This window comes from Chromobacterium sp. IRSSSOUMB001 (genome assembly GCF_023507765.1).
Taxonomy (GTDB): domain Bacteria; phylum Pseudomonadota; class Gammaproteobacteria; order Burkholderiales; family Chromobacteriaceae; genus Chromobacterium; species Chromobacterium haemolyticum.
This window is the reverse complement of the sequence record NZ_JALCYU010000010.1, coordinates 144,543-169,223: the sequence shown is the minus strand read 5'-3', so window position 1 is coordinate 169,223 and position 24,681 is coordinate 144,543. Positions and strand designations below refer to the sequence as shown.

Here is a 24,681-nt window from a genome sequence, read left to right as displayed (position 1 = left end):
TTCGCCGGGTGTTGGTGACGCCGCGTTGGAAGCCGTTTCCAAAGGCTCAAGCGTCGCTCGCGCATTGTGTTTTTTCAAGCGTTTTCGGCTCGTTTCTCCCCGGCTTTCGAAGTTGTGAGCGGGGTTGGACGACGGCCGGTTTGGCGCGGGGCGGGAACGACCTGAGTCGCCCCGGGCTTGCATTCCATTTCAGGTCTGGCATGTCCATCACTTTTTTTCGGAGTATCGCAACATGGCAAATGCATTGGTTGACTACTTTCTGCAGATTGAAGGGGTCGAAGGGGAATCAACTGACAAGCAATACACGGGCCTGATCCAGATCCAGAGCTGGCAATGGGCCGAGGAGAACTCGGGCAAATGGGGCTTCGGCAGCGGCGGCGGTGCCGGCAAGGTGGAAATGAAGGATTTCGAGTTCCGCATGGTTTCGAACAAGGCCTCGCCCAAGCTGTTCCTGATGTGCGCCACCGGCGAGCACATCCCACGCGCCAAGCTGATCTGCCGCAAGTCCGGCAACGGGCAGCAGGACTTCATGATCATCACCTTCGCCAGCGGTCTGGTGTCCTCGTTCCGCACGCTGGGAAATATGCCCTACGCCATCATGGGCCACGGCAGCGGCGACGTGGAAAGCGTGCTCCCCACCGACGAGATCAAGATCAACTTCGCCAAGATCGAGTTCGAATATCGCGAACAGCGTAACGACGGAACCATGGGCGCGGTGATCAAGGCTGGTTACGACCTGAAGCTGAACGCCGCGGTTTAAGCAATATGAGCCGGGTCTTTCCGGCCTTCTTCTCTATCACTATCGGGACGGCGCCGCTCAGGCGGCGCCGGGCAGCCATGACGCCACGACTATTCGACCAACTGTCCGCCCGCGCGGGGCGCGAGACGCTCGCCGTCAGCATCGCGCGCGATCTGGCGCACTTGATGAACGCCGCGCTGCGCGGCGCGCGCCTGCCGTTGGCGCCGGGCAGTCAGCTGGATACTTCGGTGTGGAACTACGGGCGGCCGCCGCTGGCGGAGAGGAAGTCCAGCCTGATCGACCCGGCGCGCGTCTGCGCTCACATTCGCGACGCGATCCGCTGCTTCGAGCCGAGGCTGGACCCGGAGCGCGTGGATGTGAGCGCGCGCGCCGGCAGTGGGCCGCTAGCGCGGCAACTGCTGTATTTCGACGTGGCCGCACAGACCCGCGAAGGCGGAGAAACATTGCGGCTTTGCCTGACGCTTAACTATCTGGACGGCTATTTTGGCCTGCCGCGCACGGCGGAGGCGGGGGTAGCCGGATGAATTTCCTCGATCACTACAATAATGAATTGCGCCATCTGCGCGAAGCCGGCGCGCGTTTCGCCCGCGAGCATCCGCAGATCGCTCCGGCGCTAGGCTTACGACCCAACTCGGTAGCGGACCCCTTTGTCGAGCGTCTGCTGGAAGGCGTGGCTTTTCTGTCGGCCCGAGTGCAAACCCGGCTGGACCTGGAATGCGCCGAATTCGCGCGTCAGGCGCTGGCCCAGGTCTGCCCGCTGTATCTGAGTGCCACGCCGGCGATCAGCAGTTTCGCCTTCCATCCGGACTTTGCTTCGCCTGAGGCCTTCCGCGGCCGCAGCATGCCGCGCGGCACGCTGATCCAGGCGACGCTGCCGGGTGCGGCTCGGCCCGTCACTTTCTCCACCGGGCGCGAAGTGACCCTGTTGCCGCTTAGGCTGGAACGAGCCGAATGCGGCCGCGGCTTGGCCCGGATATCCGCCGAACTGGCGCGGCGGCTGGCCTCGTCCCAGGCCGCCTTGCGGCTGAGCTTCAAGCTGGAGGGAACGGTGGCGCTGGGCGATTTGGCCGCCGTGGAAGGCGGCGCCAAACCCTTACAACTGAGCTTGGCCGGCGATCTGCCGCGCGCTTACGCGCTGCACCGGGCCATGTTGGCCGACGTCGGGGCCTGGTACGCCACGGCCGACGACGGGCGCGGCGGCGAAGTCCTGCTGGAGTTGCCGCTCAGCGGCCTGCGCCTGTCCGCGGCCGACGAGGCCGAGGCGCTGCTGCCCGCCGACGCGGGCGGTTTGCCGGGCTTGCGGCTGCTGCGCGAATACTTCGCCCAGCCGGCGCGGCTGCTCAGCGTGGAATTGGACGCGCTGGCGGCCTTGGCGGCGCGGGCGCCGTCGGCGCGCGGCTTCGAGCTGATCCTGGCTTTGCGCCAGGCGCCGCTGGATCTGATCGGCGAAGTCGACGCGGACCAGTTCCGTCTGTTCGCCACCCCGGCGATCAATCTCTACCCCAAGCGGCTGGACCCGGTGCCTTACGACCCGAACCAGACCGAACAATGGATTCCGGTGGACCGGATGCGGCCGGCGGAGCACCACTTGTGGCGCTTGCTGGAAGTCAATGTGTGCGATAGCAACGGCCGCTCTCGCGAAGCGCGGCCGGCTCTGGACGCCGGCGGCTACCAGAGCGCCCCGGCGGCGGCGCGCTACTCGCTGCGCCGCGAGCCGGCGCTCCAAAGCGAGGGCCCGCGCCAGGCGCGCCCCGACACACTGGGCAGCCACGATTTGATTACCATTTCCGCCTGCGCCGGCGACATCGGTCTGGACGACATCGCCACCCTGACCGGGCGCGCGCTGGTGGCGGACCGCGGTTGGCGGCCGGAAGACCTGCCGGCGGCGGAGCTGCGGGCCGAGGGCGGCGCGGTGGCGCGGCTGGAATGCCTGTGGCCTGCCAGCGCGCCGCGGCCGATCCCGGACCAGGAGCGCTGCTGGCAAGCGGTGGCCCATATCGGCTTGAATCCGCTCAGCTTGCGCGGCGCCGGCCGCCAGGACATCAGCGCTCGGCTGACAGAACAACTGCGGCTGGCCGCGCAGCCGGAGCTGGCGCTGGACCGGCAGCGCATAGACAGCCTGAAGGCCGCGCATCTGCAAGCCGGCTTTTTGCCCGCCGGCCGGAGCTCGCCGCAAGCCCTGGTGCGCGCCGCCCTGGTGGACATCGACATTGCCGCCGTGATGCACGCGGACCGAGGCGGCTGGCTGTTCGGCCGGCTGCTGGCGCAGGCGCTGGCCCAGGCGGTCACGCTCAACGACGGCATCGAGGTCAGCCTGCGGCTGGACGGCGAGCTGGTCAGCAGGCACGGCAATACCCAGCGCGCAGACGGAGAACTGCAATGAAACGGCAGCAGATGATCCGGGAATTGAACCCGCAACGCACCTTCTTCGAACTGATGCGCCGCGTCGAAACCTGGCAATGGCGCTTGCCGGACGCGGCCGCGGCAAGCCGGCTGCGCCGCCGGCCGGACTGGCTGGGCCTGGAACAGGCTGCCGACATGCACTTCGCCAGCAGCGAAATCAGCGGGGTGAGGGTGGAGGAGGCGGAGGACGACGCCGCCGCGCCGCGCGTCAGCGTGGTGTGTCGCCATTTCGGTCTATTCGCGCCCTACGGCCCCTTGCCGCTGCACATTACCGAGCACGCGCTGCACGAGCGCCGGCTGGAGCGCAACGCCGCCTTCGAACGCTTCGTCAACCTGGCTTGCGGCGATCTGGCCTGGCTGCATTACGCCGCCCGCGCGGCGATGCATCCGGCGCTGGGCTACGAGCGCGGTCGCCATCCCTTCGCCGAACGCGTCGCCGCGCTGGCCGGCGCCGCGCCGGAGGCGGACTCTCTGTTGGACCCGCACGCCGCCGCCTGCCGTCGCAGCCATCCCGGCGCTTATCACGCGCCGCGCCGTTCGCTGGCGGACTTGCGAAAAATCCTGGCCGGCTACTTCGGCGCGCCGGTGCGCCTGTCCCCGCGCCAGGGGCGCTGGATACCGCTGCGCGGCGTCGGGGGGCCGCGCCGGCTGGGAAACTGGCGCGTCGGCAGCCGGATCTGGGACGCTCAGCACGCGCTGGACATCACCATAGGGCCGATAGACGCCTCCGAGTTTGCCCGCTGGCGGCGCGGCTCGCCCGCGGTGCTGGCGATGTTCGCCGTCGCCGCCGATTTCGCCGATGGCCGGGCCGCTCCGGTCATCAAGGTCCAGGTCCGCACCCGGCCGGAACTGGCAGGCAAGGTGGGGCGCATGCGCCTGGGGGTGGACGCATGGTCCCGCCCCGGCGTCTCGCTCCGGACTCTCACCGTGTATGAATCATTCCAGGATCCGCTGTGAACCGAGAACGCATCTTCGGCCGCTTAGGCCCAACCGCATACGACACCTTGGTGGAAGCCACCGCTTTGGGGCGCTCGCGCCGGCACGCGCTGGTGGATTTAGATCATTGGCTGCTCTGCCTGCTGCGCCGAGGCGGCGGCGACGTCGCGCTCTTGCTGGAGGCGCTGGATTGCGATCCGGCCGCCGCGCTGCAACGCGTGGGCAAGGCGCTGGAGGCCGCCGAAGCCGGCGGAGAATCGCTGCGCGACATCTCGCCGGCGCTGGAGCGCAGCGTGGCGCCGGCCATCAGCTGGAGCCAGGTGGCCGCGCCGGCCGCCAAGGTGCGCAGCGGCCATCTCTTGCTGGCCTGGCTGGACGAAGAGCCGACGCGGCGCTGGCTGCAGCATAGAGTGGGCCAGGCGCTGGCGAAGTTGTCGCTGGACGATATTGTCGAGCGTTATGAGGCGCTGGCCGGCGCTTGGCCGGAAGCGGCCGACGCGCCTGTCGGAAGCGTTGGCCAGGCGGCCGCCGGCGAAGCCGCCGATCCAGGCGCGGTGCTGCGGCAATGGGGGGTGAGCCTGAGCGAGCAGGCGGCCGCCGGCGAGCTGGATCCGGTGATAGGCCGCGACGCCGAATTGCGCGCGGTGATCGACGTGCTGTCTCGGCGCCGGCAGAACAACCCCATCCTGGTGGGCGAGGCAGGCGTGGGCAAGACCGCGGTGGCCGAGGCGCTGGCTCAGCGCATTCATCGGGGCGAAGTGCCGCCCGGCCTGCGCGGCGCGCAAATCTGGGCCCTGGACGTGGCCAGGCTGCAAGCCGGCGCCGGCGCGCGCGGCGAGTTCGAGCAGCGGCTGCGATCGGTGATAGACGCGGTGATCGCGTCCCCGGCCCCCGTGATTCTGTTCTGCGACGAAACCCATACCCTGATCGGCGCCGGCGGCAACGCCGGCACCGGCGACGCCGCCAACCTGATCAAACCGATGTTGGCGCGCGGCCAGCTGCGCATGGTGGCCGCCACCACCTGGGCGGAGTACAAGCAGTTCATCGAGCCGGACGCCGCCCTGGTGCGCCGTTTCCAGACCGTGGCGGTGGACGAGCCGGACGACGACACGGCTGTGGACATGCTGCGCATGATCGCGCCGCGCTTTGCAGGCCATCACGGCGTGCGCATCGCCGACGCCGCCTTGCGCTCGGCGGTCACGCTGTCGCGCCGTTATCTGCCGGCGCGGCAGTTGCCGGACAAGGCCATCAGCCTGCTGGACACCGCTTGCGCGCGGGTGGCGATGAGCCAGAGCTGCCAGCCGGCGGCGCTGGACCGGCTGCGTCACCGCGCCATGACGCTGGAACAAGCGCTGAACTGGCGCGCCAGCGATGCGAGGCTGGGGCTGTCCACGCCGGAAGACACGGCGGAACTGGAGCGGGAACGCGCCGACACCGCCGCGCGCGCCGACGAACTGGACGCGGCCCTGAGCGAGCAGCGCGCCGAAGTGGACGCCTGGCTGGGCGATCTGGAAGCGGGCGCCGGCGATTCTGAGCGGGCCGAAGCCCTGAGCGGGGCTGATCGGCTGGTGCGTCCCTGGGTGGACGCCCACTCCATCGCCGAAGTGCTGTCGGAGTGGACCCAGGTGCCTGTCACGCAGATGGCGCAAGACGAGGCGCGTCGTCTGATGGCCCTGCGCGAAGGGTTGAACCAGCGGATTCGGGGCCAGGAGAGCGGCCTGGACGCCATCGTGGAGGCGCTGCAAGTGGCGCACTCCGGCCTGGGCGATCCGCGCCGGCCGCTGGCGGTGATGCTGCTGGCCGGCCCCACCGGCACCGGCAAGAGTCAGACCGCTGCTGAGTTGGCGCAGGCGCTGTTTGGCGGCGAGCGCAATCTCTTGCGCTTCAATATGAACGAATTCCAGGAAGCCCACACCGTGTCCACGCTGAAAGGCGCGCCGCCGGGCTATGTCGGCTACGGCCGAGGAGGGCGGCTGACCGAGGCGGTGCGCAAGAAACCCTACAGCGTGCTGTTGCTGGACGAGTTCGACCGCGCCCACCCGGACGTGCACGAAATGTTCTACCAAGTGTTCGACCAGGGCTGGATGGAGGACGGCGAAGGGCGGCACATCAACTTCCGCAACTGCCTGATTTTGCTGACCAGCAATCTGGGCGACGCCGAAATCGAGGCCGCTTGCGCGGCGGAGCCCGAAGTCTCGCAGTCCCGGCTGGACGCGCTGGCGCGCGAACGCTTGCAGCGCCGTTTCGCGCCGGCCCTATTGGCTCGGATGCGGGTAGTGGCCTTCCGGCCGCTGGGCGAGCCGGCCTTGGCCGGCATCGCGCGCCAGGCTTTGGACGACATCGGCCTGCGCCTGAGCGCCAACGGCCTGGCTTGGCGCGCCGACGCCGAGGCCGCGGACTGGATCGCCCGCGCGGTGGCCAGGCACCCGGCCAGCGGCCGCGCGGTGGGCGACTTGCTGCGCCAGCGAGTGATGCCGGCCATCGCCCGCGGGGTGCTGGAGGCGCGCGCCGCCGACCGCGCCTTGCGCAGCGTGCGCTTGAGCGCCGCCGACAAGCTGGAATTGATTTTCGACGACGGGGAGGGCGTGCCGTTGCCGCCGCCAGCGCCGGCCGAATCCGCCATCCCGGGAGAAACCGCATGCGTTTGATCGAACTGCACAGCCCTTTGCTGGACGCGGACAGCGTCGCGCTGAGCTTCAAGGCGGACGAGCGCCTGTCGCAGGAACCCAGCTATCAGCTCGACATCGCCTGCGCCGATCCGGCGCTGGACCTGGACGGCCTGCTCGGCTCGCCACTGACGGTGGACATCGACCTGGGCGACGAGGGCGTCCGGCCCTTCCACTGCCAGGTGCTGGGCGGCTACGACAGCGGCCAGACCCAGGACCGCTACACCTATACGCTGGAACTGGGCAGCTGGCTGTCCTTCCTGGCCGAGAACCAGAACTGCCGCGTGTTCCAGCAACTGACGGTGCCGCAGATCGTCGAGCAAGTGTTCGCCGAGCACCAGCGGCCGGATTTCCGCTTTGAGCTGGAACACGCCTACGAACCACGCGAATACTGCGTGCAGTTCCTGGAGTCCGACCTCAACTTCGTCAAGCGGCTGCTGGAGGACGAGGGCATTTACTTCTGGGTCGAGCACCAGCCGGAGCGCCATGTGGTGGTGCTGTCCGACACCCAGCGCTTCGACGACCTGGCCGCCGGCTACGGCCGGCTGCGCTTCCTGCCGGACGGCGACGAGTTCCGTCCGGTGCCGGGCCGCGAAGGCGTGCAGCGGCTGCAACGCGGGCGGCGGGTGAGGCCGACCAATGTCGCGCTGCGCGACTTCGACTACCACGCGCCGTCCAACCGCCTGGACAGCGACGCTCAGGAGACCCAGACCAGCCTGGACGGCATCCGGCTGGAACACTACGACTACGGCGCGGGCTATAGCGATCAGGCCGGCGGCGACCGGCTGGCGAGGCTGCGGCTGGAGGCGCTGCAGGCGGACTCCCACCAGCTCACCGGCACGGCCAACGCCCGCGGGCTGGCCACTGGCGGCGCTTTCACGCTGGAAGGCCATCCGGATGCGGCGCGCAACCGCCGCTACTACGTGACCGCCAGCCAGCTGACCTTCTTGCAGGACGGGCCGGACAGCAGCGGCCAGGGCCGCAATGTGATGGTCGTATTCCGCGCGATGCGGGACGACCGGCCGTTCCGCCCGTTGCGGCTGACGCCCAAGCCCATCCTGCCCGGCATCCAGAGCGCGACGGTGGTGGGGCCGGTGAACGCGGAGGTGCATACCGACAAGCTGGGCCGCATCCGCGTCCACTTCCACTGGGACCGTTACAAGACCCAGGAGGAGGACGCCTCATGCTGGATCCGGGTGTCGCAGGCCTGGGCCGGCAAGGGCTGGGGCGTGCTGGCCATGCCGCGGGTGGGCCAGGAAGTGCTGGTCACTTATGTGGACGGCGATCTGGACCGGCCCATGGTCACCGGCATCGTCTACAACGGCGACAACCCAACGCCTTACGACTTGCCGAAAGACATCCGCTATACCGGTCTGGTCACGCGCTCCTTGAAGCAGGGCCGCTACAGCAACGCCAGCCAGATCACCTTCGACGACCAGCGCGGCGCCGAGCGGGTGATGGTGCATGCCGAACGCGACATGCAGCAGACCACCGAGCGCAACAGCTCGGAGGCGGTGGGCCAGGACAAGAACACCTCGGTCAAGGGCACCTCCACCTCGGTCACTGGGGCTTCGATCAGTTTCACGGGGGTGTCGGTGTCCTTCACCGGCCTGTCGGCCAGCTTCACCGGGGTATCGACCAGCTTTACCGGCCTGTCCACCAGCTTCACCGGGGTCTCGACCAGTTTTACCGGCGTCTCCACCGGCTTCACCGGGGTGTCGACCGGCTTCACCGGCGTATCCACCAGCTTCACCGGAATCTCCACCGGGTTCACCGGGGTGTCCACCAGCTTTACCGGGGTGTCCACCAGTCTGACCGGCACCAGCACCTCGGTGACGGGCACCTCTCAGAGCATGACGGGCATTTCTTGCTCGATGACGGGCACCAGCGTATCGGCCACCGGCATGTCGCAAAGCATGACTGGGGTGTCCTCGTCCTATACCGGCACCTCCACCAGCGTGACCGGCAATAGCTGCTCGGTCACCGGCACGTCCAAGAGCGTGACCGGCACTTCGATGTCGGACACGGGCTCGTCCACCAGCATCACCGGCACCTCGATGTCCACCACCGGCTCGTCCACCAGTGTGACGGGCTGCTCGATGTCCACCACCGGTTCCTCCGCCAGTGTCACCGGTTGCTCGGTGTCCACCACCGGCGCCTCCGCCAGCGTGACCGGTTCGTCGATCTCGGTTACCGGCTCGTCCACCGGCGTCACCGGTTCCAGCATGTCCACCACCGGTTCCTCGGTCAGCAGTACCGGCTCCAGCGTGTCCAGCACCGGCTCCAGTTGCTCAACCACCGGGGTCAGCTATTCCTACACCGGCGCGTCCTACTCGGATACCGGCGTGGATCTGAAAAAGCTGGGCATGCAGGTGAAAAGCTGATGACGCGACCAAGGTTCGGATACTGGAAAGGAGGACAGGCATGCGTTTGATCGAATTGCACAGCCTCTTGCTGGACGTCGACAGCGTCGCGCTGAGCTTCAAGGCGGACGAGCGTCTGTCGCAGGAACCCAGCTATCAGCTCGACATCGCCTGCGCCGATCCGGCGCTGGACCTGGACGGCCTGCTCGGCTCGCCACTGACGGTGGACATCGACCTGGGCGACGAGGGCGTCCGGCCCTTCCACTGCCAGGTGCTGGGCGGCTACGACAGCGGCCAGACCCAGGACCGCTACACCTATACGCTGGAACTGGGCAGCTGGCTGTCCTTCCTGGCCGAGAACCAGAACTGCCGCGTGTTCCAGCAACTGACGGTGCCGCAGATCGTCGAGCAAGTGTTCGCCGAGCACCAGCGGCCGGATTTCCGCTTTGAGCTGGAACACGCCTACGAACCACGCGAATACTGCGTGCAGTTCCTGGAGTCCGACCTCAACTTCGTCAAGCGGCTGCTGGAGGACGAGGGCATTTACTTCTGGGTCGAGCACCAGCCGGAGCGCCATGTGGTGGTGCTGTCCGACACCCAGCGCTTCGACGACCTGGCCGCCGGCTACGGCCGGCTGCGCTTCCTGCCGGACGGCGACGAGTTCCGTCCGGTGCCGGGCCGCGAAGGCGTGCAGCGGCTGCAACGCGGGCGGCGGGTGAGGCCGACCAATGTCGCGCTGCGCGACTTCGACTACCACGCGCCGTCCAACCGCCTGGACAGCGACGCTCAGGAGACCCAGACCAGCCTGGACGGCATCCGGCTGGAACACTACGACTACGGCGCGGGCTATAGCGATCAGGCCGGCGGCGACCGGCTGGCGAGGCTGCGGCTGGAGGCGCTGCAGGCGGACTCCCACCAGCTCACCGGCACGGCCAACGCCCGCGGGCTGGCCACTGGCGGCGCTTTCACGCTGGAAGGCCATCCGGATGCGGCGCGCAACCGCCGCTACTACGTGACCGCCAGCCAGCTGACCTTCTTGCAGGACGGGCCGGACAGCAGCGGCCAGGGCCGCAATGTGATGGTCGTATTCCGCGCGATGCGGGACGACCGGCCGTTCCGCCCGTTGCGGCTGACGCCCAAGCCCATCCTGCCCGGCATCCAGAGCGCGACGGTGGTGGGGCCGGTGAACGCGGAGGTGCATACCGACAAGCTGGGCCGCATCCGCGTCCACTTCCACTGGGACCGTTACAAGACCCAGGAGGAGGACGCCTCATGCTGGATCCGGGTGTCGCAGGCCTGGGCCGGCAAGGGCTGGGGCGTGCTGGCCATGCCGCGGGTGGGCCAGGAAGTGCTGGTCACTTATGTGGACGGCGATCTGGACCGGCCGATGATCACCGGCATCGTCTACAACGGCGACAACCCGACGCCGTACGACCTGCCCAAGGACATCCGCTACACCGGCTTGGTCACGCGCTCCTTGAAGCAGGGCCGCTACAGCAACGCCAGCCAGATCACCTTCGACGACCAGCGCGGCGCCGAGCGGGTGATGGTGCACGCCGAGCGCGACATGCAGCAGACCACCGAGCGCAACAGCTCGGAGGCGGTGGGCCAGGACAAAAACATCGATGTGAAAGGGACCTCGACCTCGGTGACTGGAGCTTCGATCAAGTTTACCGGGGTGTCGGTGTCCTTCACCGGTCTGTCGGCCAGCTTTACCGGGGTATCGACCAGCTTTACCGGTCTGTCCACCAGCTTCATCGGGGTATCGACCAGTTTTACCGGCGTCTCCACCGGCTTCACCGGGGTGGACACCAGTTTTAAGGGCGTTTCCACCAGCTTCGTCGGGATATCGACGAGTTTCATCGGGGTGTCGACCAGCTTTACCGGGGTGTCCACCAGCCTGACCGGCACACGCACCTCGGTGACCGGCACCTCGCAGGGCATGACCGGCGTGTCCACCTCGATGACGGGCACCAGTGTGTCGGCCACCGGCATGTCGCAAAGCATGATCGGCGTGTCTTCGTCCTATACCGGCACCTCTACCAGCGTGACCGGCAACAAGATGTCGGTGACCGGCAGCTCCAAGAGCGTGATCGGCACTTCGATGTCGGACACCGGTACCTCAATCAGCGTGACGGGCACTGAGATGTCGACCACCGGCAGCGCCACCAAGGTGGTCGGCAGCAAGATGTCCACCACCGGGTCCGACGCCAGCGTCACCGGCTGTTCGGCGTCCACCACCGGCGCCTCGGTCAAGCTGGTGGGCAGCGACACTTCGCTGACCGGCGCTGAAATCAAAGCGGTGGGCAGCAAGATGTCCAGCACCGGCTCCAGCATCAGTTCCGTGGGCTCGGAAGTCAGCAGCACCGGCTTTAGCAGCTCCACCACCGGTTTCAAATACTCCTACACCGGCGCGTCCTATTCGGACACCGGCGTGGATCTGAAAAAAGTCGGCATGGAGGTCAAAAGCTGATGCCCTTGCGTCATATCAAACCCCAGGCGGCGCTTGTTTCCTCGTCGCGCACCCAGATTGGCTCCCAAGCCATGTTGCGCATCGGCGTCGGCATCGGTTTCCGCCTGAGCGATCCCTTCATCCTGGCGCACGAGGCCGCGTGCTGGGAGGCGATCAAGGCGGCCAAGCCGGCGCTGCCGCTGTTCGAACCGGCAATGCCCAAGCTGCGCGCCGAATGGCTGTTGTTGGGCAGCGCGCATTATCGCGGCCCGGCGGCCGGCGTCGGCGTATTGGACTGGCTGGCCGAGGCTGAGCTGGGCGGCGTGCGCAAGATCGCGAGCTGCCGGGCGCAGCCGCGTATAGACGGCGGACGCGTCGAGGCCAGCCTGGCGCTGGACCCGCGCCAGGCCGCTGCCGGCCTGCAAGGCGAAAATCCTTTCGGCCAACGCCACGCGTCGCCGCCTTTGCAACGGGTCCGCGGCTTGAACGTGAGCCCGGCGCCGCTGGCGGCGATGGGGCCGCTGGGCGGCGACTGGCCGGAGCGCCGCCAATGGCAGCCGCGCTTCGCCGGCTCTCCGCAAGCGATGGCGGACGACGGCAGCCATATGGGATGGCCGGCGGCCACCGATCTGCGCTTTTTCCAGCAGGCTGCGCCGGACCAGTGGTCGGACCAAGCCTGCTGGCCGGCTCAAGCTCCGTACGCGCTCAGCGGCTTTCGCGGTGGAGAAGTCCAGGGACGGTTGCCGGCTGTGCGGCCGCTGCTGCTGGCGGGGCGAGGGGACGGCCCGCTGGACGAACGGCCGGAGCTGGCGTTGCAAACCGTGTGGCTGCTGCCGGACGCGGACCTGGGCGTGATGTGGTGGAACGGCTTCCTGCCCTTGGACTATGTGCTGGACGACGGCGTAGGCCGGCTGGCGCTGGGCTTCAAGGACGCCGCCGAAGCGGAGCGGCCAGAGGCGCTGGCCGCCTTCGCCGAACGCCGCGCGCGGCTGGACGACCAGGACCCGCTGCTGCTGGCCGATCACGCGCTGATGCCGGACCCGGCGCGCGGCTGGGTCTGGGAACAGATACTCGATTCCGCCGACCATCCGCGCTTCGCGCCGCCGCCGCGCGACCGCGCCGAAATCCTCGCGCGACTGGAGCAGAACCACGAGGACTTGCGCGAGGCGCAGACGGCGCAGACCCGGCTGCAGTCCTTTGTACGCGCCAATGAAAACGCCTTGGCTGGCCTGCCGCAAGCGGCGCCCGACGGCGAGGACTGGCGCGCGCGGCTGCAAAGCGAGCGCGGCCCCTGGAGCGAGCTGACCATACGCGACGCCGACCTGAGCGGCCTGGTCTTCGACGGCCGCGAGCTGAGCCAGATCCGTTTCGAGCGCTGCAAGCTGGACCACGGCCGCTGGCGGCAATGCCGGCTGGAACAGGTGCAGTTCGTCGATTGCTCGCTAGCCGGCACCGTGCTGGACGCGGTGCGCTGGACCGGCGGCGGTCTGAACCGCTGCAATCTGGGCGCCAGCGTTTGGAACAGCGTCGAACTGGCGCAGTTGGGCATAGAGGATTGCCGGCTGGACGACATCGCGATTAACGGCGGCGCCTGGCGCGCGGTCACGGTGCAGGGCGAGGGCGGCGCCGGCGGCCGGGTTGGCCTGCTGCGTTGGGACCAGGTCAATTGGTGCGGGGTTCGCGCGGAGGATTGGCATTTCACCGGGGTACAAGCCGACGGACTGGGGCTAGTGGAGTGCCAACTGCCGCGTAGCGGCTGGCGGCAATGCCGGCTGTTGAAGTTCAGCGCGCTGGACACGGATCTGTCCGCCAGCGTCTGGCAGCGCTGCCAGCAGCGTTTCGGCGTGGTGTCCCACGGCAGCTCGCTGCGCCAGGCGCGGCTGGAAGACTGCGAGCTGCTGTCTTGCAGTTGGCAGGAGCTGGACGCGGCTCAGCTGCGGATCGAGCACTGCGCCTGCCCGCAGCTGCACGCGCAGCGGCTGCGGGCGCCGGATTCGCTGTGGCGGGGCTGCGCGCTGGACGGCCTCAACGCCACCCACGCCGAGTTGTCGCGAGCGCGCTTCGAAGCCTGCGCCTTGAAGGACGCGCTGTTCTACGGCGCGACCTTGAGCGACAGCTGGATGGAGGGCTGCAATCTGATCGACGCCAAAACCGCCTGGATGCGGCCGCCGGCCGGCGGCGGCTGGCGCGGCAATCTGGAAACCGGCCGCCAGGACTGGCCGAGGAGGGCGCAATGAGCGCGGCGCGGGAGGACTCGCTGCGCGAGTTGGCCGGGCAACTGCCCGCCGTGGTGGAGGGCCGCCACTTTGACGCGCCGCCGGCGGCGACGCTGAGCCGCACCGTCTACATCGACTGCCGTTTCGAGCGCGTGCACTGGCGACAGTGCCGTTTCGAAGAGACGCGTTTCGTCAATTGCCGCTTCGAGGCCAACCGTTTCGAACGCTGCGTCTGGCGCGAAGTAGGCTGCGCCGACAGCCAGTTCATCGACTGCGTTTGGGAGGAGTGCGAGTTGGAGCGGGTGGGCTGGCAGCGGGTGATCGCGTCCGGGGCCGAGTGGCGAGGCGGGCGGCAACGGGATTTTTCCTGCGTGGAATTGGACGCCGCCGGCTGGCGCGTCAGCGATGTTCGCAGCGAGCACGGCTCTTTCGTCGACTGCCGGCTGCGGGAATGGCGGCTGCAGGGCGGCCGCTGGTCGGACAGCGCCTGGATACGCAATCAGCTGGACGGCTTTAGCGTGGAGGAGGCCGAGCTGCACAACTTCATTCACGGCCAAAGCCAGGCGCGGCGCGTGGCGCTGAGCGCCTGCCGCGGCTTGAACGCGCGCTGGATAGATTGCGAACTGGAGCATATGGCGCTGGATCACTGCGAGCTGAAACAGGCGGCCTGGTCGCACAGTGTCTGGAACGGCGGCGCCATCCGCTCCAGCCGCCTGGCCGGCGCCAGTTTCGACCAGGCCCGGCTGCGCCGAGTGCAGACGCGCGAGGCGGATCTGGAGCAGGCCATGTTCGACGGCGCGCGCTTGGAGGATTGCGCTTTTGAGCAATTGAACGCGCCGCGGCTATCGCTGCGGCAGGCGCGGCTGGAGCAGGTCAACCTGTCGGGCGCCAATCTGCGCGGACTGGACGCCAGCGGCGCCGCGCTGCAGTCGGTGAAGTTGTCCGGCTGCGATTGCCGCGGGGGCCGGCTGGTAGGCCAGCCGCGCGGTGCATGGAGCGCGGCCGACACCGCCGGCGCGCTGTTCGACGATAGCAAACTTGAGCAAGACCGGGCTTGGCGGCAACAGGCGCAGCCCGGACCTAGAGGAGCCGCATGATGACATGGATGCAAGAAAGCGCCCTGGCCTGGGCCGAAACTCCGGCCGAGTCCGATCCAGTGCTGCGCGCGCTGCGCGTGGGCACGCCTACGCAGCGACCCAGCCAGGAATGGCTGCCGGCGCGGGTATGCGCGCAAGGCGAGAAGGACGGCGAATGGCTGGTCCGGCTGCCGTCCGGCGCGCTGCGCCAGGCGCGCGCCGCCTTCAGTTGCCTGGTGCGGCCGCAACGCGGCGATCTGGTGCAACTGGCTGCGGCGGATGAGGCTTGCTGGGTGTTGGCCATCCTGGAGCGCCCGCAGCCGGGCGGGGTTTGCCGCTTGGAACTGGGCGCGGCCAGCGTGCAACTGCACGCCGCCGAACTGCATCTGTGCGCCGACGGCGAGCTGAGCCTGAGCGGCAGGCAGCTCAACAGCCGCGCCCAGGCCATCGCCACCGCGGCGCAGGAGCGGCAGACCCATATCGGCGGCACCGACGCCGAGCATTGCGGCAGCCTGTTGCTGCACGCGGACCGCCACATGGGGCTGCACGCCAAGAGCACGGCGCTGAGCTCGGCTTCGCTGTTGAAGCTCGACGCTGGCCAGATTCACGTTGCCTAAAGGAGAAATGCGATGTTCGCCAATTGTTCCGCCGGCGGCATGGCCCTCGCGGCTTCCGACGTTTGCAAGACCCCGCCGCTGGGGATTCCGTCCACCTACGCCAATATCGCCAACAAGCCGGAGGCGGTGCCCAATGTGCCGACCATCATTTACGCCGGCGGCCCGGTGCACAACCTCAACACCATCATTCCGATGACTCACGGCGACGAGGGCGGCTCCATGGGCGGGGTGGCCTCCGGCACGGTGGCGGCGCTGTCCCGCCACGTGACCGGCTCCGGCAAGGTGCTGATCCAGGGCGCGCCGCAGACGCGGCTGACCGACACCAATCTGCCCAATAACCAGAACACCGCCGGGCAGACGGTGGCGCCTTCCCAGACCATCACCATGACCTTGAGCTAATGATCTCTTTTCCCTTTGTCCGGCGCGCGCTGCTGCTGTGCGCGCTGGCTGGTCTGGCAGGCTGCTCTTCGCTGTTTTCCTCGCGCGGAGACGACGGGCCGCGCCAGTTGCACGTCACCCTGGTGGGCGGCGGCCAGCTCAACAACAGCGGCGGCGGACCGCGGCCGGTGCAGGTCTGCCTGTACGTGGTGCGAGAAGCCAACTGGCTGCCGCCTGCCGGGCTGGAGGATTCCAGCTGCGCCCAGCGCGGCCGGGAAGTGGCGGCCGAATCCCGCCACGTGGTGGCGCCCAACCAGGTGCAGCAAGTGCTGCTGCCGGCGTCCGGCTCGGACCCGGTCTGGCTGTTGGCGGACGCCGATTTCGCCAGCAAGCCGCCCGGCTACGCGCCGCTGCGCATCCGGGTGGACGGCCGCCAGCTGATCCATTTGGCGGTGCTGCTGGAGCGCAACCGCATTGTCGACGCTCTGCGGCCCGCCGCCGCCCCATTGGCGGACGTCTCCGCGTCGGCCCCGGCCGCGTCGCCGACGCCGGCCAAGCCCTCCCGCAAGCCTTGGCGCAAGACGCGCAAGGCGCCCATCGCCCATTTGGAGGAAAGCCCATGAGCGCTTTGCCAGTAGGACCCGTCGCCTGGAGCGACGGCATGTTGATAGAGACCCAGCATTTTCAGCAGCAGGAACGCCACTTGGCTCATCAGTTCGGCCTGCGCCTGCGTCAGACCTCCAACCATGGCTGGGGCTTTTCCCTGCTGGATGTGGACAGCGACGGTTTGGGGCTCGGCCGCTTGGGCCTGCGCGCGGCCGAAGGCATATTGCCGGATGGCACCCCGTTCGCGCTGCCGGCTCACGACCCTTTGCCGGCCCCGCTGGACACCTCGGACGCCCAGGCCGGCGACATTGCCTGCCTGGCGCTGCCGGCCGCCGGTTGCGGCGGCCCGGAAATGGCCTTTGGCGACGCGTCGGCGGCCGCGCGCTACCGCGCCGCCGCCACCGAGGTGCCCGATCTCAGCGTGGGCCTGGACGCGCCGGGCTCGCCGCGCCGCCTGACGCTGGAAACCGGCCGCATGATGACGCGGCTGTGCTGGCAATCGCAATTGCGCGCCGAGGAAACCGCCTTGCCCTTCGCCCGGGTGGCGGGGCGCAGCAGCGCGCTGACGCTGTTGCTGGACCCGCGTTTCATCCCGCCGCTGCTGGACAGCCGCGCCCACCAGACGCTGCGAGCGCTGATCGAGGAGTTGCAAAGCACGCTGCAAGTGCGGCTGGCCGGCAGCGCCGGCTTGCGAGTGCTGTCCGCCGGCGGCGGCCTGGCGGACCTGGTGGAGTTGATGCTGCGCCAGGGCATCGCCGAATACCGGATGCGCTTGGCTCACCTGGACGCCTTCAACCCGCTGCCGCCGGCCTTGCTGTTCCAGGAGTTGATCGGCCTGCTGGGCCGGCTCAGCGTGCTGCCCGGCGTGGACGAGGCATTGGCCGAGCGGCAGTTCGCCTACCGCCACGATGAGCTGCAAGCCAGCTTCGAGCCGCTGGCCGCCACCTTGCGCTACGCGCTGGCCAGGGTGATCGAAACCCCGGTGCTGCCGCTGAAGTTTGAAGACCGCGGCGATCAAGTGCATGTCTGCGTGGTGGACCGCCAGTGGAAGCTGCAGAAGATGGTCTTCGCCTTCTCCGCGGCGATGCCGGCGGACAAGCTGCGCCAGCTCTTGCCGCAGCAGGTCAAACTGGGCGCGGTGGAACAGATACAGAAGCTGGTGGACTTGCAATTGCCGGGCGCGCGGCTGATCCCGACGCCCAACCCGCCGCGCCAGGTGCCGTACTACGCGCAGAGCGTGTACTTCGAAGTAGAGTCCAGCGACCCGTTTTGGGCGCAGGCCTTCGCCGGCTCGGCGCTGGCGCTGCGCATCGTCGGGGACTTCCAGGATATGCGGTTCGAGGCCTGGGGGCTGCGCGAAGGCAAGGTCGCTTAGAACCTGTTTACGACCTGCCGCGCAGCTTAGCGGGGTCGTAAAACAGGCTCAAAACCAAGATAGCCGAAAGAGTGAACGAAAATGAATCTGCTGCACAATTTTTCCTCCATCTTCCGCCGGGCCTCCGCCGCGCACCTGAACAGCGGCATGCTGGAGGGCGCGATGCGCAGCCGGCTGGAAAACCTGCCTTTGCTGATGCCGGGCCAGCAAGTGTCCACCTTGGAGGCCGAAGCCGAACCGGAAGCCTTGAACGCCTTGCCGCTGGCCCTCCCACCCGCCGCGCCGCCGACGGCGGGCGCGGGCAGGGCGCAGGCGGAGACCGACGACGCGCCGGTGATCTATCAGCGCTCCGGAGCGCGCGGCGGCCTGCTCAAGGCCGGCTTGCAACAAGCGCAATGGGATAACCCCTTCATCTCCCATGCCTTGCCGGCGGTGCTGCAATTACAGCGGCTTCAAGGCGGCGCGGCGGAGAGCCAGGCGCAGATCCGCGCCCAATTGGGCCTGGAACTCAAGCTTTACCGAGAACGGCTGGCCGCGTCCGGCTGCGAGTGGCAGCAGGCTCAGGACGCCTCCTATCTGCTGTGCACCTATCTGGATGAAGTCTGCAACGACGCGGCGCGCGGCGCCGGCCAACAGCCCTACGACGGCGAGCGCAGCCTTTTGGTGGAGTTCCACGACGACGCCTGGGGCGGGGAAGACGCCTTCGCCGACTTGCAGCGCTGGCTGCGCCACGAGCCGGCGCCCACCCCTTTGCTGGAGCTTTACGAGTTGGTGCTGGCCTTGGGCTGGCAGGGCCGCTACCGGGTGCTGGAGCGCGGCGAGGCGTTGCTGCAGGATTTACGCTCGCAGCTGCATGCCGCCATTTGGCGCCAGCGGGAGCCGGAGCCGCTGGGGGCGGAATTGATCGAGCCCCCGCCGCCCCCGCCGCCGCCGGAGCCCGAAGCGCCCCCTCGCCAGCGCTGGCTGACGCCCTTGCGCTGCGGCGCCATCGCGCTGGGCGTAGTGGCGCTGGCCTACGGCGCGGCCAACATCAGCCTGGATCTGCTGGGCCGGCCGATACGCGAAGCCCTGGCGGCCTGGACCCCGCCGCTGCGCAGCATCAATCTGGCCACCACCTTGCCGCCTCCGCTGCCGCAGCTGCTGTCCGAAGGCTGGCTGGTGGCCTATAAGCACCCGCAGGGCTGGCTGCTGGTTTTCCGCAGCGACGGCGCCTTCGACGTGGGCAAGGCCGAGGTGCGGGCCTCCTTCCAGAAAAACATCGAACGGCTGGGCCAGGCTTTCGCGCCGTGGCCGGGCGATCTGGAGGTGATAGGCCACACCGACCGCCAACCCATCCAGACCAGCGCCTTCCCCAGCAATCAGCGCTTGTCCGAGGCGCGCGCGCGCTCGGTGGCGGACTCTCTGCGCCAGACCGCGATCCCCGGCGGCGCGCACGCGCCCGACAACGCGGTGGCGCGCCGCATCGACTCCTCTGGACGCGGCGACAGCGCGCCGTTGGACGCGGCGCAGACCCCTGCCGCCTATGAACGCAACCGCCGCGTCGACGTGTTGTGGAAAGTGGCCGACGCCGCCAAGGGCGCACAGGTCCATCCGTCCGCCCCCCAAGCCCAATCCCCGCAGACGCCCGCCCCGCTGGCGCTGGCGCCCGGCGTCGGCATAGGCTACGGACCCAGCCCGCTTGAGCCCGGCTATAAGGAGCAACAACCATGATCCGGCAAAGTATGCGCGTGTTGATCGCGCTGTTGATCGCGCTGGCGATCTGGTGGATAGGACCGCTGATTTCCATCGGCGTCTACCGGCCGCTGGGCTGGGCGCTGCTGCGGCAAATCTTAGTCGCGGCAGCGTTGATCTGGGGCTTCTGGCCGCTGCTGAGCTGGCTGTGGGGCCGGCTGACCGCCGCGCCGCGTTCCTTCCGCCGCGCGCCCAAACCGGCGCCCGAGCCTGAGCCGGCCCCCGGCCCGCCGGATTACATCAGCGACACTTTGCAGCAACTGGAACGCCAGCTGAGCCGCCGCGGCGGCGCGCCGCTGCCGTGCTATCTGCTGTTGGGCGCCGCCGGCAGCGGCAAAAGCAGCTTGTTGTCCTGGACGCTGCGCGATGGAGCGGAGCCGGCTGCGGCGATAGGACAGGGCCTGGGACTGGACTTCCGCCTGTCCTCGGACGCGGTGTGGCTGGATACCCAGGGGCAGTGGAATATCAGCGAAGGTTACGACCAAGAGGCCGCGGCGGCCTGGGACAAGCTGCTGGCCGGTCTGGTCGCTTTGCGCGACAAGATCCGCGTCAGCGGAGTGGTGCTGTGCGTGGGCGGCGACGATTTGATCTCGATGGCGTCCAAACGCCGTCAGCAAATGGCCGCCACTTTGCGCCAACGCCTGCTCAAGCTGCGCGACGGCCTGGGCCGCACCCCCAACGTCTACCTGGCGCTGACCGGGACGGACCGGCTGGACGGCGCGTTGGCGATGCTGAACCAGATGCGGCCGGAGCGCTGGGCGCGCGGCATCGGCTTCCCCTTGCCGCTGGACGCCGGCGCGGACGCTTCCAGCGCTTGGGCGCCGGCCTTGCATAGCCTGGAACAACGGGTGCAACGCCAAGTATTGTTTGCCGCGCCCTTGGCCGGCGAGGTGGAGGTCAACCACGCCCAGCTGCGCTTCGTGGAGGCGCTGGGCCGGCTGCGCCAAGCGCTGCAAGGCTTGCTGCCGCCGCTGTTCGCCCGCGACGGCGACGAAGACGCCGCCCATTTGCGCGGGCTGTGGCTGGGTTCGGTGGCGGAAGTGGCCGACATTGAAATCGACGGCCCGGAGCCGACGACGCGGCCCTTGGGCGAGCTGTGGACGCCCTTGCTGCGGCAGGTGGCCGTGGAACGGCAATTGATGGAGCAGAACCTGACCGCGGCCGAACGCCAGGCGCGGGAACGGCCGGCTCCGCCCGCGCCGCCATCGCGCAAGCGCCGGTTGCTGAACGCGCTGCGCTGGGCGGCTTTGCCGGCGCTGGCGCTGGCCTTGCTGGTCTGGGTGGCCTGGGGCTATTTCGCCGAGCGCAACTATCTGGAATACGTCTGGGCTCAGTTCAGCGAGGGCAAGACACTGGCGCGGGAACAGGCCGGCAGCGCGCCCAGCGCCGGATCGCCGTTGCTGGCGGTGGCGGCGCAAATGCGCTACGCGCAGGCCCAGGCTGAAAGCGCCGAGCGCGGGATGAGGACGCCGTACTTCGAGCACCGCCGCGTGGCTGAAACCGCCACCGCCACCTATCACCGCCACTTGCAGAAAACGCTGATGCCGGAACTGTACAACGAGGTGAAGCGCACCTTGCAGGCGCAGACCGAAGGCAGCCCCGGCGACATCTTCCTGACGCTCAAGGTCTATCTAATGTTGTGCCGGCCGCAGTACCGCTCCGCCAGCGCGGTGGAGCGTTGGATCTCCGGTCGCTGGGAAGCGCTGTCCGAAGGGCAGTACAACGACGAGGACCGGCGCATGCTGATCGCCGACGCGCGCGCGCTGATCACGCTGCCCGGCCTGCCGGCGGCGCCGGAGGACGCCAACCTGGTGCAGACCGCCCGCGCCCGCGCTTCGCAGATTCCGGTAGTGACTCGGGTGCTCAACCATGTGCGGGAGCAGGGCCTGCCGTCCCAGATACAGGACATCTCGCTGGCGCGCGCGGCGGGCTTTGGCTCGGCGATGAGCTTGCGCATGCGCAACAACGTGCCGGACACCGACAGCGCCGTTTCCGGCTGGTACACCCGCGCAGGTTATGTGGACGCCTTCCTGCCTCGGCTGGAGCCCAGCGCCCGCGCCATGCTGGAGGAGCAGAGCTGGGTGCTGCGCAACGAGCCGCTGCGCGGCAATGGCTTTGAGATCGACAGCCTGGTGCAGAAGCTGGCCGACAGCGCCCGCAATCAATATCTGCAGGACTACATCACCGCTTGGCAAAGCTTTTTGGCCAATGTCAGCGTGCGCTCCGTCACCGGCCTGGACGACGCCGCGCAGTTGGCGGCATCGATGATGAACTCGCAATCGCCGCTGGCCAATCTGCTGCGTTTCGCCGGACGCGAAACCATGTTGACCGGCAGCTACGACGGCGGCATGGATAGTTGGATAGATCGCCAGAAGGCGCGGCTGGAAAAAAGCCGCCGCTCTCTGGTGGGCGAGATCAACGGCGAGCGCTACCGCACCACCTTGCTGCCGGAGCACGCGGTGGAGGAGCACTTCCAGGCCTTGCGCCAGATCGCCAAGCAACTGGAGAAGAACGACAACAGCGGCAGCAATCCGCTGGCGCGGCTGTTCGATTCTTTGTACCGCCAGCTGGGCCTGGTCAACGGCGCCCTGCAAACCGGCCAAGTGCTGCCGGCGCAATACGATGTGTTCACCAAGCTGCGCGGCGACGCCGGCCTGCAGCCGGAGCCGGTGCGCGGCATTATGCTGGACCTGATCAACAACGGCAGCGCCGCCACCTCCAGCCAGACCCAGGCGGTGCTGAACAAGGGCGCGGCCGGCGCCACGCGCAGCGCCTGCGATCAGGGCTTGACCGGCCGCTACCCGTTCCGCCGAGGCGCCGGCGCGGACGCCAGCGTTGAGGGCTTTGAGCGGCTGTTCGCCCCCCAGGGCGCGATGGCGATGTACTTCCGCGAGCATCTGGCCGCCTATGTCGATACCTCGGTGACGCCGTGGAAAGCGCGCAGCGTGGACGGCGGCAAACAGGCGCTGCTGAGCCAAGAGGTGATTGGCGCTTACGAAAGCGCCAGCCGCATCCGCGATGCGATGCTGGACGACGGCGGCCGCTTGCGGGTGCCCACGGTGTTGCGCTTCCTGGACATGGACCCGCAACTGGCCGAGGTGCAGTTGGACCTGGCCGGCCAGACTCTGCGTTTCGCCCACGGCGCCACCACGCCGCAGCGCATCGACTGGAACGGTCAGAGCCAGAAGCTGGCGATACGGCTGCAAATGAAGTCGGTGGACGGCCGCGTCAACACCTTGCAATACGACGGACCATGGGCGCTGTTCCGTTTCTTCGACGCCGGCCGCGGCGTGGGAGGGACCGCGGACCGCCGCGAGCGCCTGTATCAGGGCAGCCTGGGTTCGGTGCGCATAGAGTGGCAGTCGCTGTCCTCGCCCTCGCCGCTGTGGTCCGGGCTGATCCAGTCTTTCCGTTGCCCGCAAGGCGGCTGACGACGGTTCAGGGGCCGGCATTGCCGGCCCCGACAAGAGGGAGCCCGTTCAGCACGGCGGATTTTGAACGGGCCCAGGCGGGTTTTCCGCTGTTTGTTTCGTTCCATTACCCACTGAAAGGAAACACCATGACCAAGGCTGCAGAAAACATGATCAACCCGGCGGAAATCCTCAAGGCGTGCAGCGCAGCCCACCAGTACGGACAAAGCGCCGGCGGCTCCATGGCCGAGCCGTTCATGAACGCGGTGCCGGGCATGAATATCGCCTCCGGCAGCAACGCCAGCAATTTGATAGGCAATGTGCAGGACGTGGGCCGCCAGATGCTGGACCACATGACCGCGATCAAGTCCTCGGTGGACAAACAGGTGGCGGTGCATCAGGACCAGCAGCGCCGGCAGAAGACTTATGATTTCCAGCCGGACATGTCCGACCTGCGCCCCAGCGACGCCAAAGGCTTCCCCACCGAAATGCCGGAAGCCTTCTTCGCGCCTTTCATGAAGAAATAGGCGCGACGGACAGGCAAACGCCCGGGACGCGCGCATCCCGGGCGTTTGCGCCGACGCTCGTTTAGCCGCCGCTATCGGCGAATTTTTCCAGATAGAGATTGAGATGCTCGCAACCATGACGGCGCAGCCAGTCGCGCACCGCGTCCACCATCGGCGGCGGGCCGCATAGATAAATGTCGGCGGCCTGGGCGCGCAGCGCGTCCGCGTCCAGGTGCTCGGGGATCAGCCCGCGTTTGCCGCTCCAGCCGTCTTCCGCCGCCATCACCACCGGATGCCAGGCAAAGCCGGGCAGCCGTTCGGCCAGGCCGCGCAGCCGCGGCTGCTCGCATAGGTCGCCTTCGCGGTTGACGCCGTAGTACAGCGTCACCGGCTGGCCGCAGCCGCCTTGTTCGGCCAATTGCTCCAGCATGCCCAGAAAGGCGGACAAGCCGGTGCCGCCGGCCAACATCAACACCGGCTTGTCGATGTGGCGCAGGTAGAAACTGCCCAGCGGCGCTTCCAGTTCGATGCGATCGCCGGCCCGCCAGCCACTGCGCAGATAATTGCTCATCGCGCCGTCCGGCAACAGCCGCACCAGGAAGCGCAGCTGCTTGTCCGCGGCAGGGGCGTGGGCGAAGGAGTAGGCGCGCCATTGCTCGCCGCCGGGCACGCGCAGCCGCGCGTATTGGCCGGGCAGGAAGGATAGCGCGCCCTCGGCGGCCGAGGCGTCCAGACACAGCACGGCGCAACTGTCCGATACCGGCTCCACCCGGCTCACCACGGCGGAGATGCGGGCTGCCGGCGCGCTCCGGCACAGGCTGGAGTCGAAGTCGAAGGAAAAAGCGGCGTTGGACAACACCCTGGTCTGGCAGGACAGGATGCGGCGCTCCGCCAGCTCCTCCGTGGACAGCGCCTCGGGATCGACGTAGTCCTGGCTGTAATCGCCGCGGTCGCAACGGCCGCGGCAGGTGGCGCACACGCCTTCCCGGCAATCCATCGGGATCTTGATGCCTTGGCGCAGCGCGGCGTCCAGCAGCAGTTCGCCTGGCTTGGCCTCTAGAAACAGGGTATGGCCGTCGATAAAATTCAAAGCCACTTGATGCATTTCGGTGTTTCCGCTTGGAGATTTCGAACAGGTTCACGATCTTGCGAGCTAGAGGCATTGCGGCAGAGAAAGCGGAATGTG

17 protein-coding genes are annotated in these 24,681 nt (G+C 68.2%); 16 read left to right on the top strand and 1 reads right to left on the bottom strand.

What is annotated here, in order from left to right; genetic code table 11:
- The first annotated feature begins 232 nt into the window (after nucleotides 1–232).
- The 16 genes from MOV80_RS14960 (at nucleotide 233) to MOV80_RS14880 (ending at nucleotide 23,516) form a co-directional block, all read left to right on the top strand.
- On the top strand, nucleotides 233–760 hold the full coding sequence (locus tag MOV80_RS14960) for a type VI secretion system tube protein Hcp (RefSeq protein WP_043590675.1): 528 nt from the start codon (nucleotides 233–235) through the stop codon (nucleotides 758–760).
- Nucleotides 761–837: 77 nt separating this feature from the next.
- On the top strand, nucleotides 838–1,284 hold the full coding sequence (locus tag MOV80_RS14955; RefSeq protein WP_043590677.1) for a GPW/gp25 family protein: 447 nt from the start codon (nucleotides 838–840) through the stop codon (nucleotides 1,282–1,284).
- A complete protein-coding gene (gene tssF / locus MOV80_RS14950) occupies nucleotides 1,281–3,143 on the top strand; it encodes a type VI secretion system baseplate subunit TssF (protein WP_081574570.1) in 1,863 nt (620 codons plus the stop codon). Before MOV80_RS14955 ends, tssF begins: the two co-directional genes overlap by 4 nt.
- Nucleotides 3,140–4,120 carry a type VI secretion system baseplate subunit TssG gene (locus MOV80_RS14945; RefSeq protein ID WP_107731844.1) on the top strand — a complete coding sequence of 327 codons (981 nt, stop codon included), beginning with the start codon at nucleotides 3,140–3,142 and terminating at the stop codon, nucleotides 4,118–4,120. The genes tssF and MOV80_RS14945 overlap by 4 nt, the downstream gene beginning before the upstream one ends.
- A complete protein-coding gene (gene tssH / locus MOV80_RS14940; RefSeq protein WP_081950290.1) occupies nucleotides 4,117–6,747 on the top strand; it encodes a type VI secretion system ATPase TssH in 2,631 nt (876 codons plus the stop codon). Before MOV80_RS14945 ends, tssH begins: the two co-directional genes overlap by 4 nt.
- Nucleotides 6,738–9,149, top strand: a complete 2,412-nt coding sequence (tssI, locus tag MOV80_RS14935; protein ID WP_191186751.1) for a type VI secretion system tip protein TssI/VgrG — start codon at nucleotides 6,738–6,740, stop codon at nucleotides 9,147–9,149. Before tssH ends, tssI (MOV80_RS14935) begins: the two co-directional genes overlap by 10 nt.
- 40 nt (nucleotides 9,150–9,189) lie before the next feature.
- Entirely contained in the window at nucleotides 9,190–11,601 is a 2,412-nt protein-coding gene (gene tssI / locus MOV80_RS14930; RefSeq protein WP_249605262.1) for a type VI secretion system tip protein TssI/VgrG, read from the top strand.
- Complete coding sequence (locus tag MOV80_RS14925; protein ID WP_200122762.1) at nucleotides 11,601–13,817, top strand: DUF2169 domain-containing protein; 2,217 nt, start codon at nucleotides 11,601–11,603, stop codon at nucleotides 13,815–13,817. The genes tssI (MOV80_RS14930) and MOV80_RS14925 overlap by 1 nt, the downstream gene beginning before the upstream one ends.
- Nucleotides 13,814–14,893 carry a pentapeptide repeat-containing protein gene (locus MOV80_RS14920; protein ID WP_052052203.1) on the top strand — a complete coding sequence of 360 codons (1,080 nt, stop codon included), beginning with the start codon at nucleotides 13,814–13,816 and terminating at the stop codon, nucleotides 14,891–14,893. Before MOV80_RS14925 ends, MOV80_RS14920 begins: the two co-directional genes overlap by 4 nt.
- Nucleotides 14,894–14,901: 8 nt before the next feature.
- A complete protein-coding gene (locus MOV80_RS14915) occupies nucleotides 14,902–15,489 on the top strand; it encodes a DUF3540 domain-containing protein (RefSeq protein ID WP_194426326.1) in 588 nt (195 codons plus the stop codon).
- Between the two features lie 12 nt (nucleotides 15,490–15,501).
- Nucleotides 15,502–15,888 (top strand): DUF4150 domain-containing protein, encoded by a 387-nt coding sequence (locus MOV80_RS14910; RefSeq protein ID WP_043593253.1) that lies wholly within the window; start codon nucleotides 15,502–15,504, stop codon nucleotides 15,886–15,888.
- A complete protein-coding gene (locus MOV80_RS14905) occupies nucleotides 15,888–16,490 on the top strand; it encodes a type VI secretion lipoprotein TssJ (RefSeq protein WP_081555817.1) in 603 nt (200 codons plus the stop codon). The genes MOV80_RS14910 and MOV80_RS14905 overlap by 1 nt, the downstream gene beginning before the upstream one ends.
- A complete protein-coding gene (gene tssK / locus MOV80_RS14900; protein ID WP_249605261.1) occupies nucleotides 16,487–17,848 on the top strand; it encodes a type VI secretion system baseplate subunit TssK in 1,362 nt (453 codons plus the stop codon). The genes MOV80_RS14905 and tssK overlap by 4 nt, the downstream gene beginning before the upstream one ends.
- A gap of 81 nt (nucleotides 17,849–17,929) precedes the next feature.
- Entirely contained in the window at nucleotides 17,930–19,558 is a 1,629-nt protein-coding gene (icmH, locus tag MOV80_RS23455; RefSeq protein WP_275975354.1) for a type IVB secretion system protein IcmH/DotU, read from the top strand.
- Nucleotides 19,555–23,010 carry a type VI secretion system membrane subunit TssM gene (gene tssM / locus MOV80_RS14885; RefSeq protein ID WP_249605260.1) on the top strand — a complete coding sequence of 1,152 codons (3,456 nt, stop codon included), beginning with the start codon at nucleotides 19,555–19,557 and terminating at the stop codon, nucleotides 23,008–23,010. The genes icmH and tssM overlap by 4 nt, the downstream gene beginning before the upstream one ends.
- A gap of 128 nt (nucleotides 23,011–23,138) precedes the next feature.
- Nucleotides 23,139–23,516, top strand: a complete 378-nt coding sequence (locus MOV80_RS14880; protein ID WP_196783769.1) for a DUF6277 family protein — start codon at nucleotides 23,139–23,141, stop codon at nucleotides 23,514–23,516.
- 61 nt (nucleotides 23,517–23,577) lie between these two features.
- Here the strand turns inward: MOV80_RS14880 and antC are convergent, their stop codons facing one another.
- Nucleotides 23,578–24,600 (bottom strand): anthranilate 1,2-dioxygenase electron transfer component AntC, encoded by a 1,023-nt coding sequence (gene antC / locus MOV80_RS14875; protein WP_249605259.1) that lies wholly within the window; start codon nucleotides 24,598–24,600, stop codon nucleotides 23,578–23,580.
- Between the last annotated feature and the right edge of the window lie 81 nt (nucleotides 24,601–24,681).

Coding starts and splice junctions, on each gene's coding strand:
- MOV80_RS14960 (WP_043590675.1), top strand. CDS start 233: ATGGCAAATGCATTGGTTGACTACTTTCTGCAGATTGAAGGGGTCGAA.
- MOV80_RS14955 (WP_043590677.1), top strand. CDS start 838: ATGACGCCACGACTATTCGACCAACTGTCCGCCCGCGCGGGGCGCGAG.
- tssF (WP_081574570.1), top strand. CDS start 1,281: ATGAATTTCCTCGATCACTACAATAATGAATTGCGCCATCTGCGCGAA.
- MOV80_RS14945 (WP_107731844.1), top strand. CDS start 3,140: ATGAAACGGCAGCAGATGATCCGGGAATTGAACCCGCAACGCACCTTC.
- tssI (WP_191186751.1), top strand. CDS start 6,738: ATGCGTTTGATCGAACTGCACAGCCCTTTGCTGGACGCGGACAGCGTC.
- tssI (WP_249605262.1), top strand. CDS start 9,190: ATGCGTTTGATCGAATTGCACAGCCTCTTGCTGGACGTCGACAGCGTC.
- MOV80_RS14925 (WP_200122762.1), top strand. CDS start 11,601: ATGCCCTTGCGTCATATCAAACCCCAGGCGGCGCTTGTTTCCTCGTCG.
- MOV80_RS14920 (WP_052052203.1), top strand. CDS start 13,814: ATGAGCGCGGCGCGGGAGGACTCGCTGCGCGAGTTGGCCGGGCAACTG.
- MOV80_RS14915 (WP_194426326.1), top strand. CDS start 14,902: ATGCAAGAAAGCGCCCTGGCCTGGGCCGAAACTCCGGCCGAGTCCGAT.
- MOV80_RS14910 (WP_043593253.1), top strand. CDS start 15,502: ATGTTCGCCAATTGTTCCGCCGGCGGCATGGCCCTCGCGGCTTCCGAC.
- MOV80_RS14905 (WP_081555817.1), top strand. CDS start 15,888: ATGATCTCTTTTCCCTTTGTCCGGCGCGCGCTGCTGCTGTGCGCGCTG.
- tssK (WP_249605261.1), top strand. CDS start 16,487: ATGAGCGCTTTGCCAGTAGGACCCGTCGCCTGGAGCGACGGCATGTTG.
- icmH (WP_275975354.1), top strand. CDS start 17,930: ATGAATCTGCTGCACAATTTTTCCTCCATCTTCCGCCGGGCCTCCGCC.
- tssM (WP_249605260.1), top strand. CDS start 19,555: ATGATCCGGCAAAGTATGCGCGTGTTGATCGCGCTGTTGATCGCGCTG.
- MOV80_RS14880 (WP_196783769.1), top strand. CDS start 23,139: ATGACCAAGGCTGCAGAAAACATGATCAACCCGGCGGAAATCCTCAAG.
- antC (WP_249605259.1), bottom strand. CDS start 24,600: ATGCATCAAGTGGCTTTGAATTTTATCGACGGCCATACCCTGTTTCTA.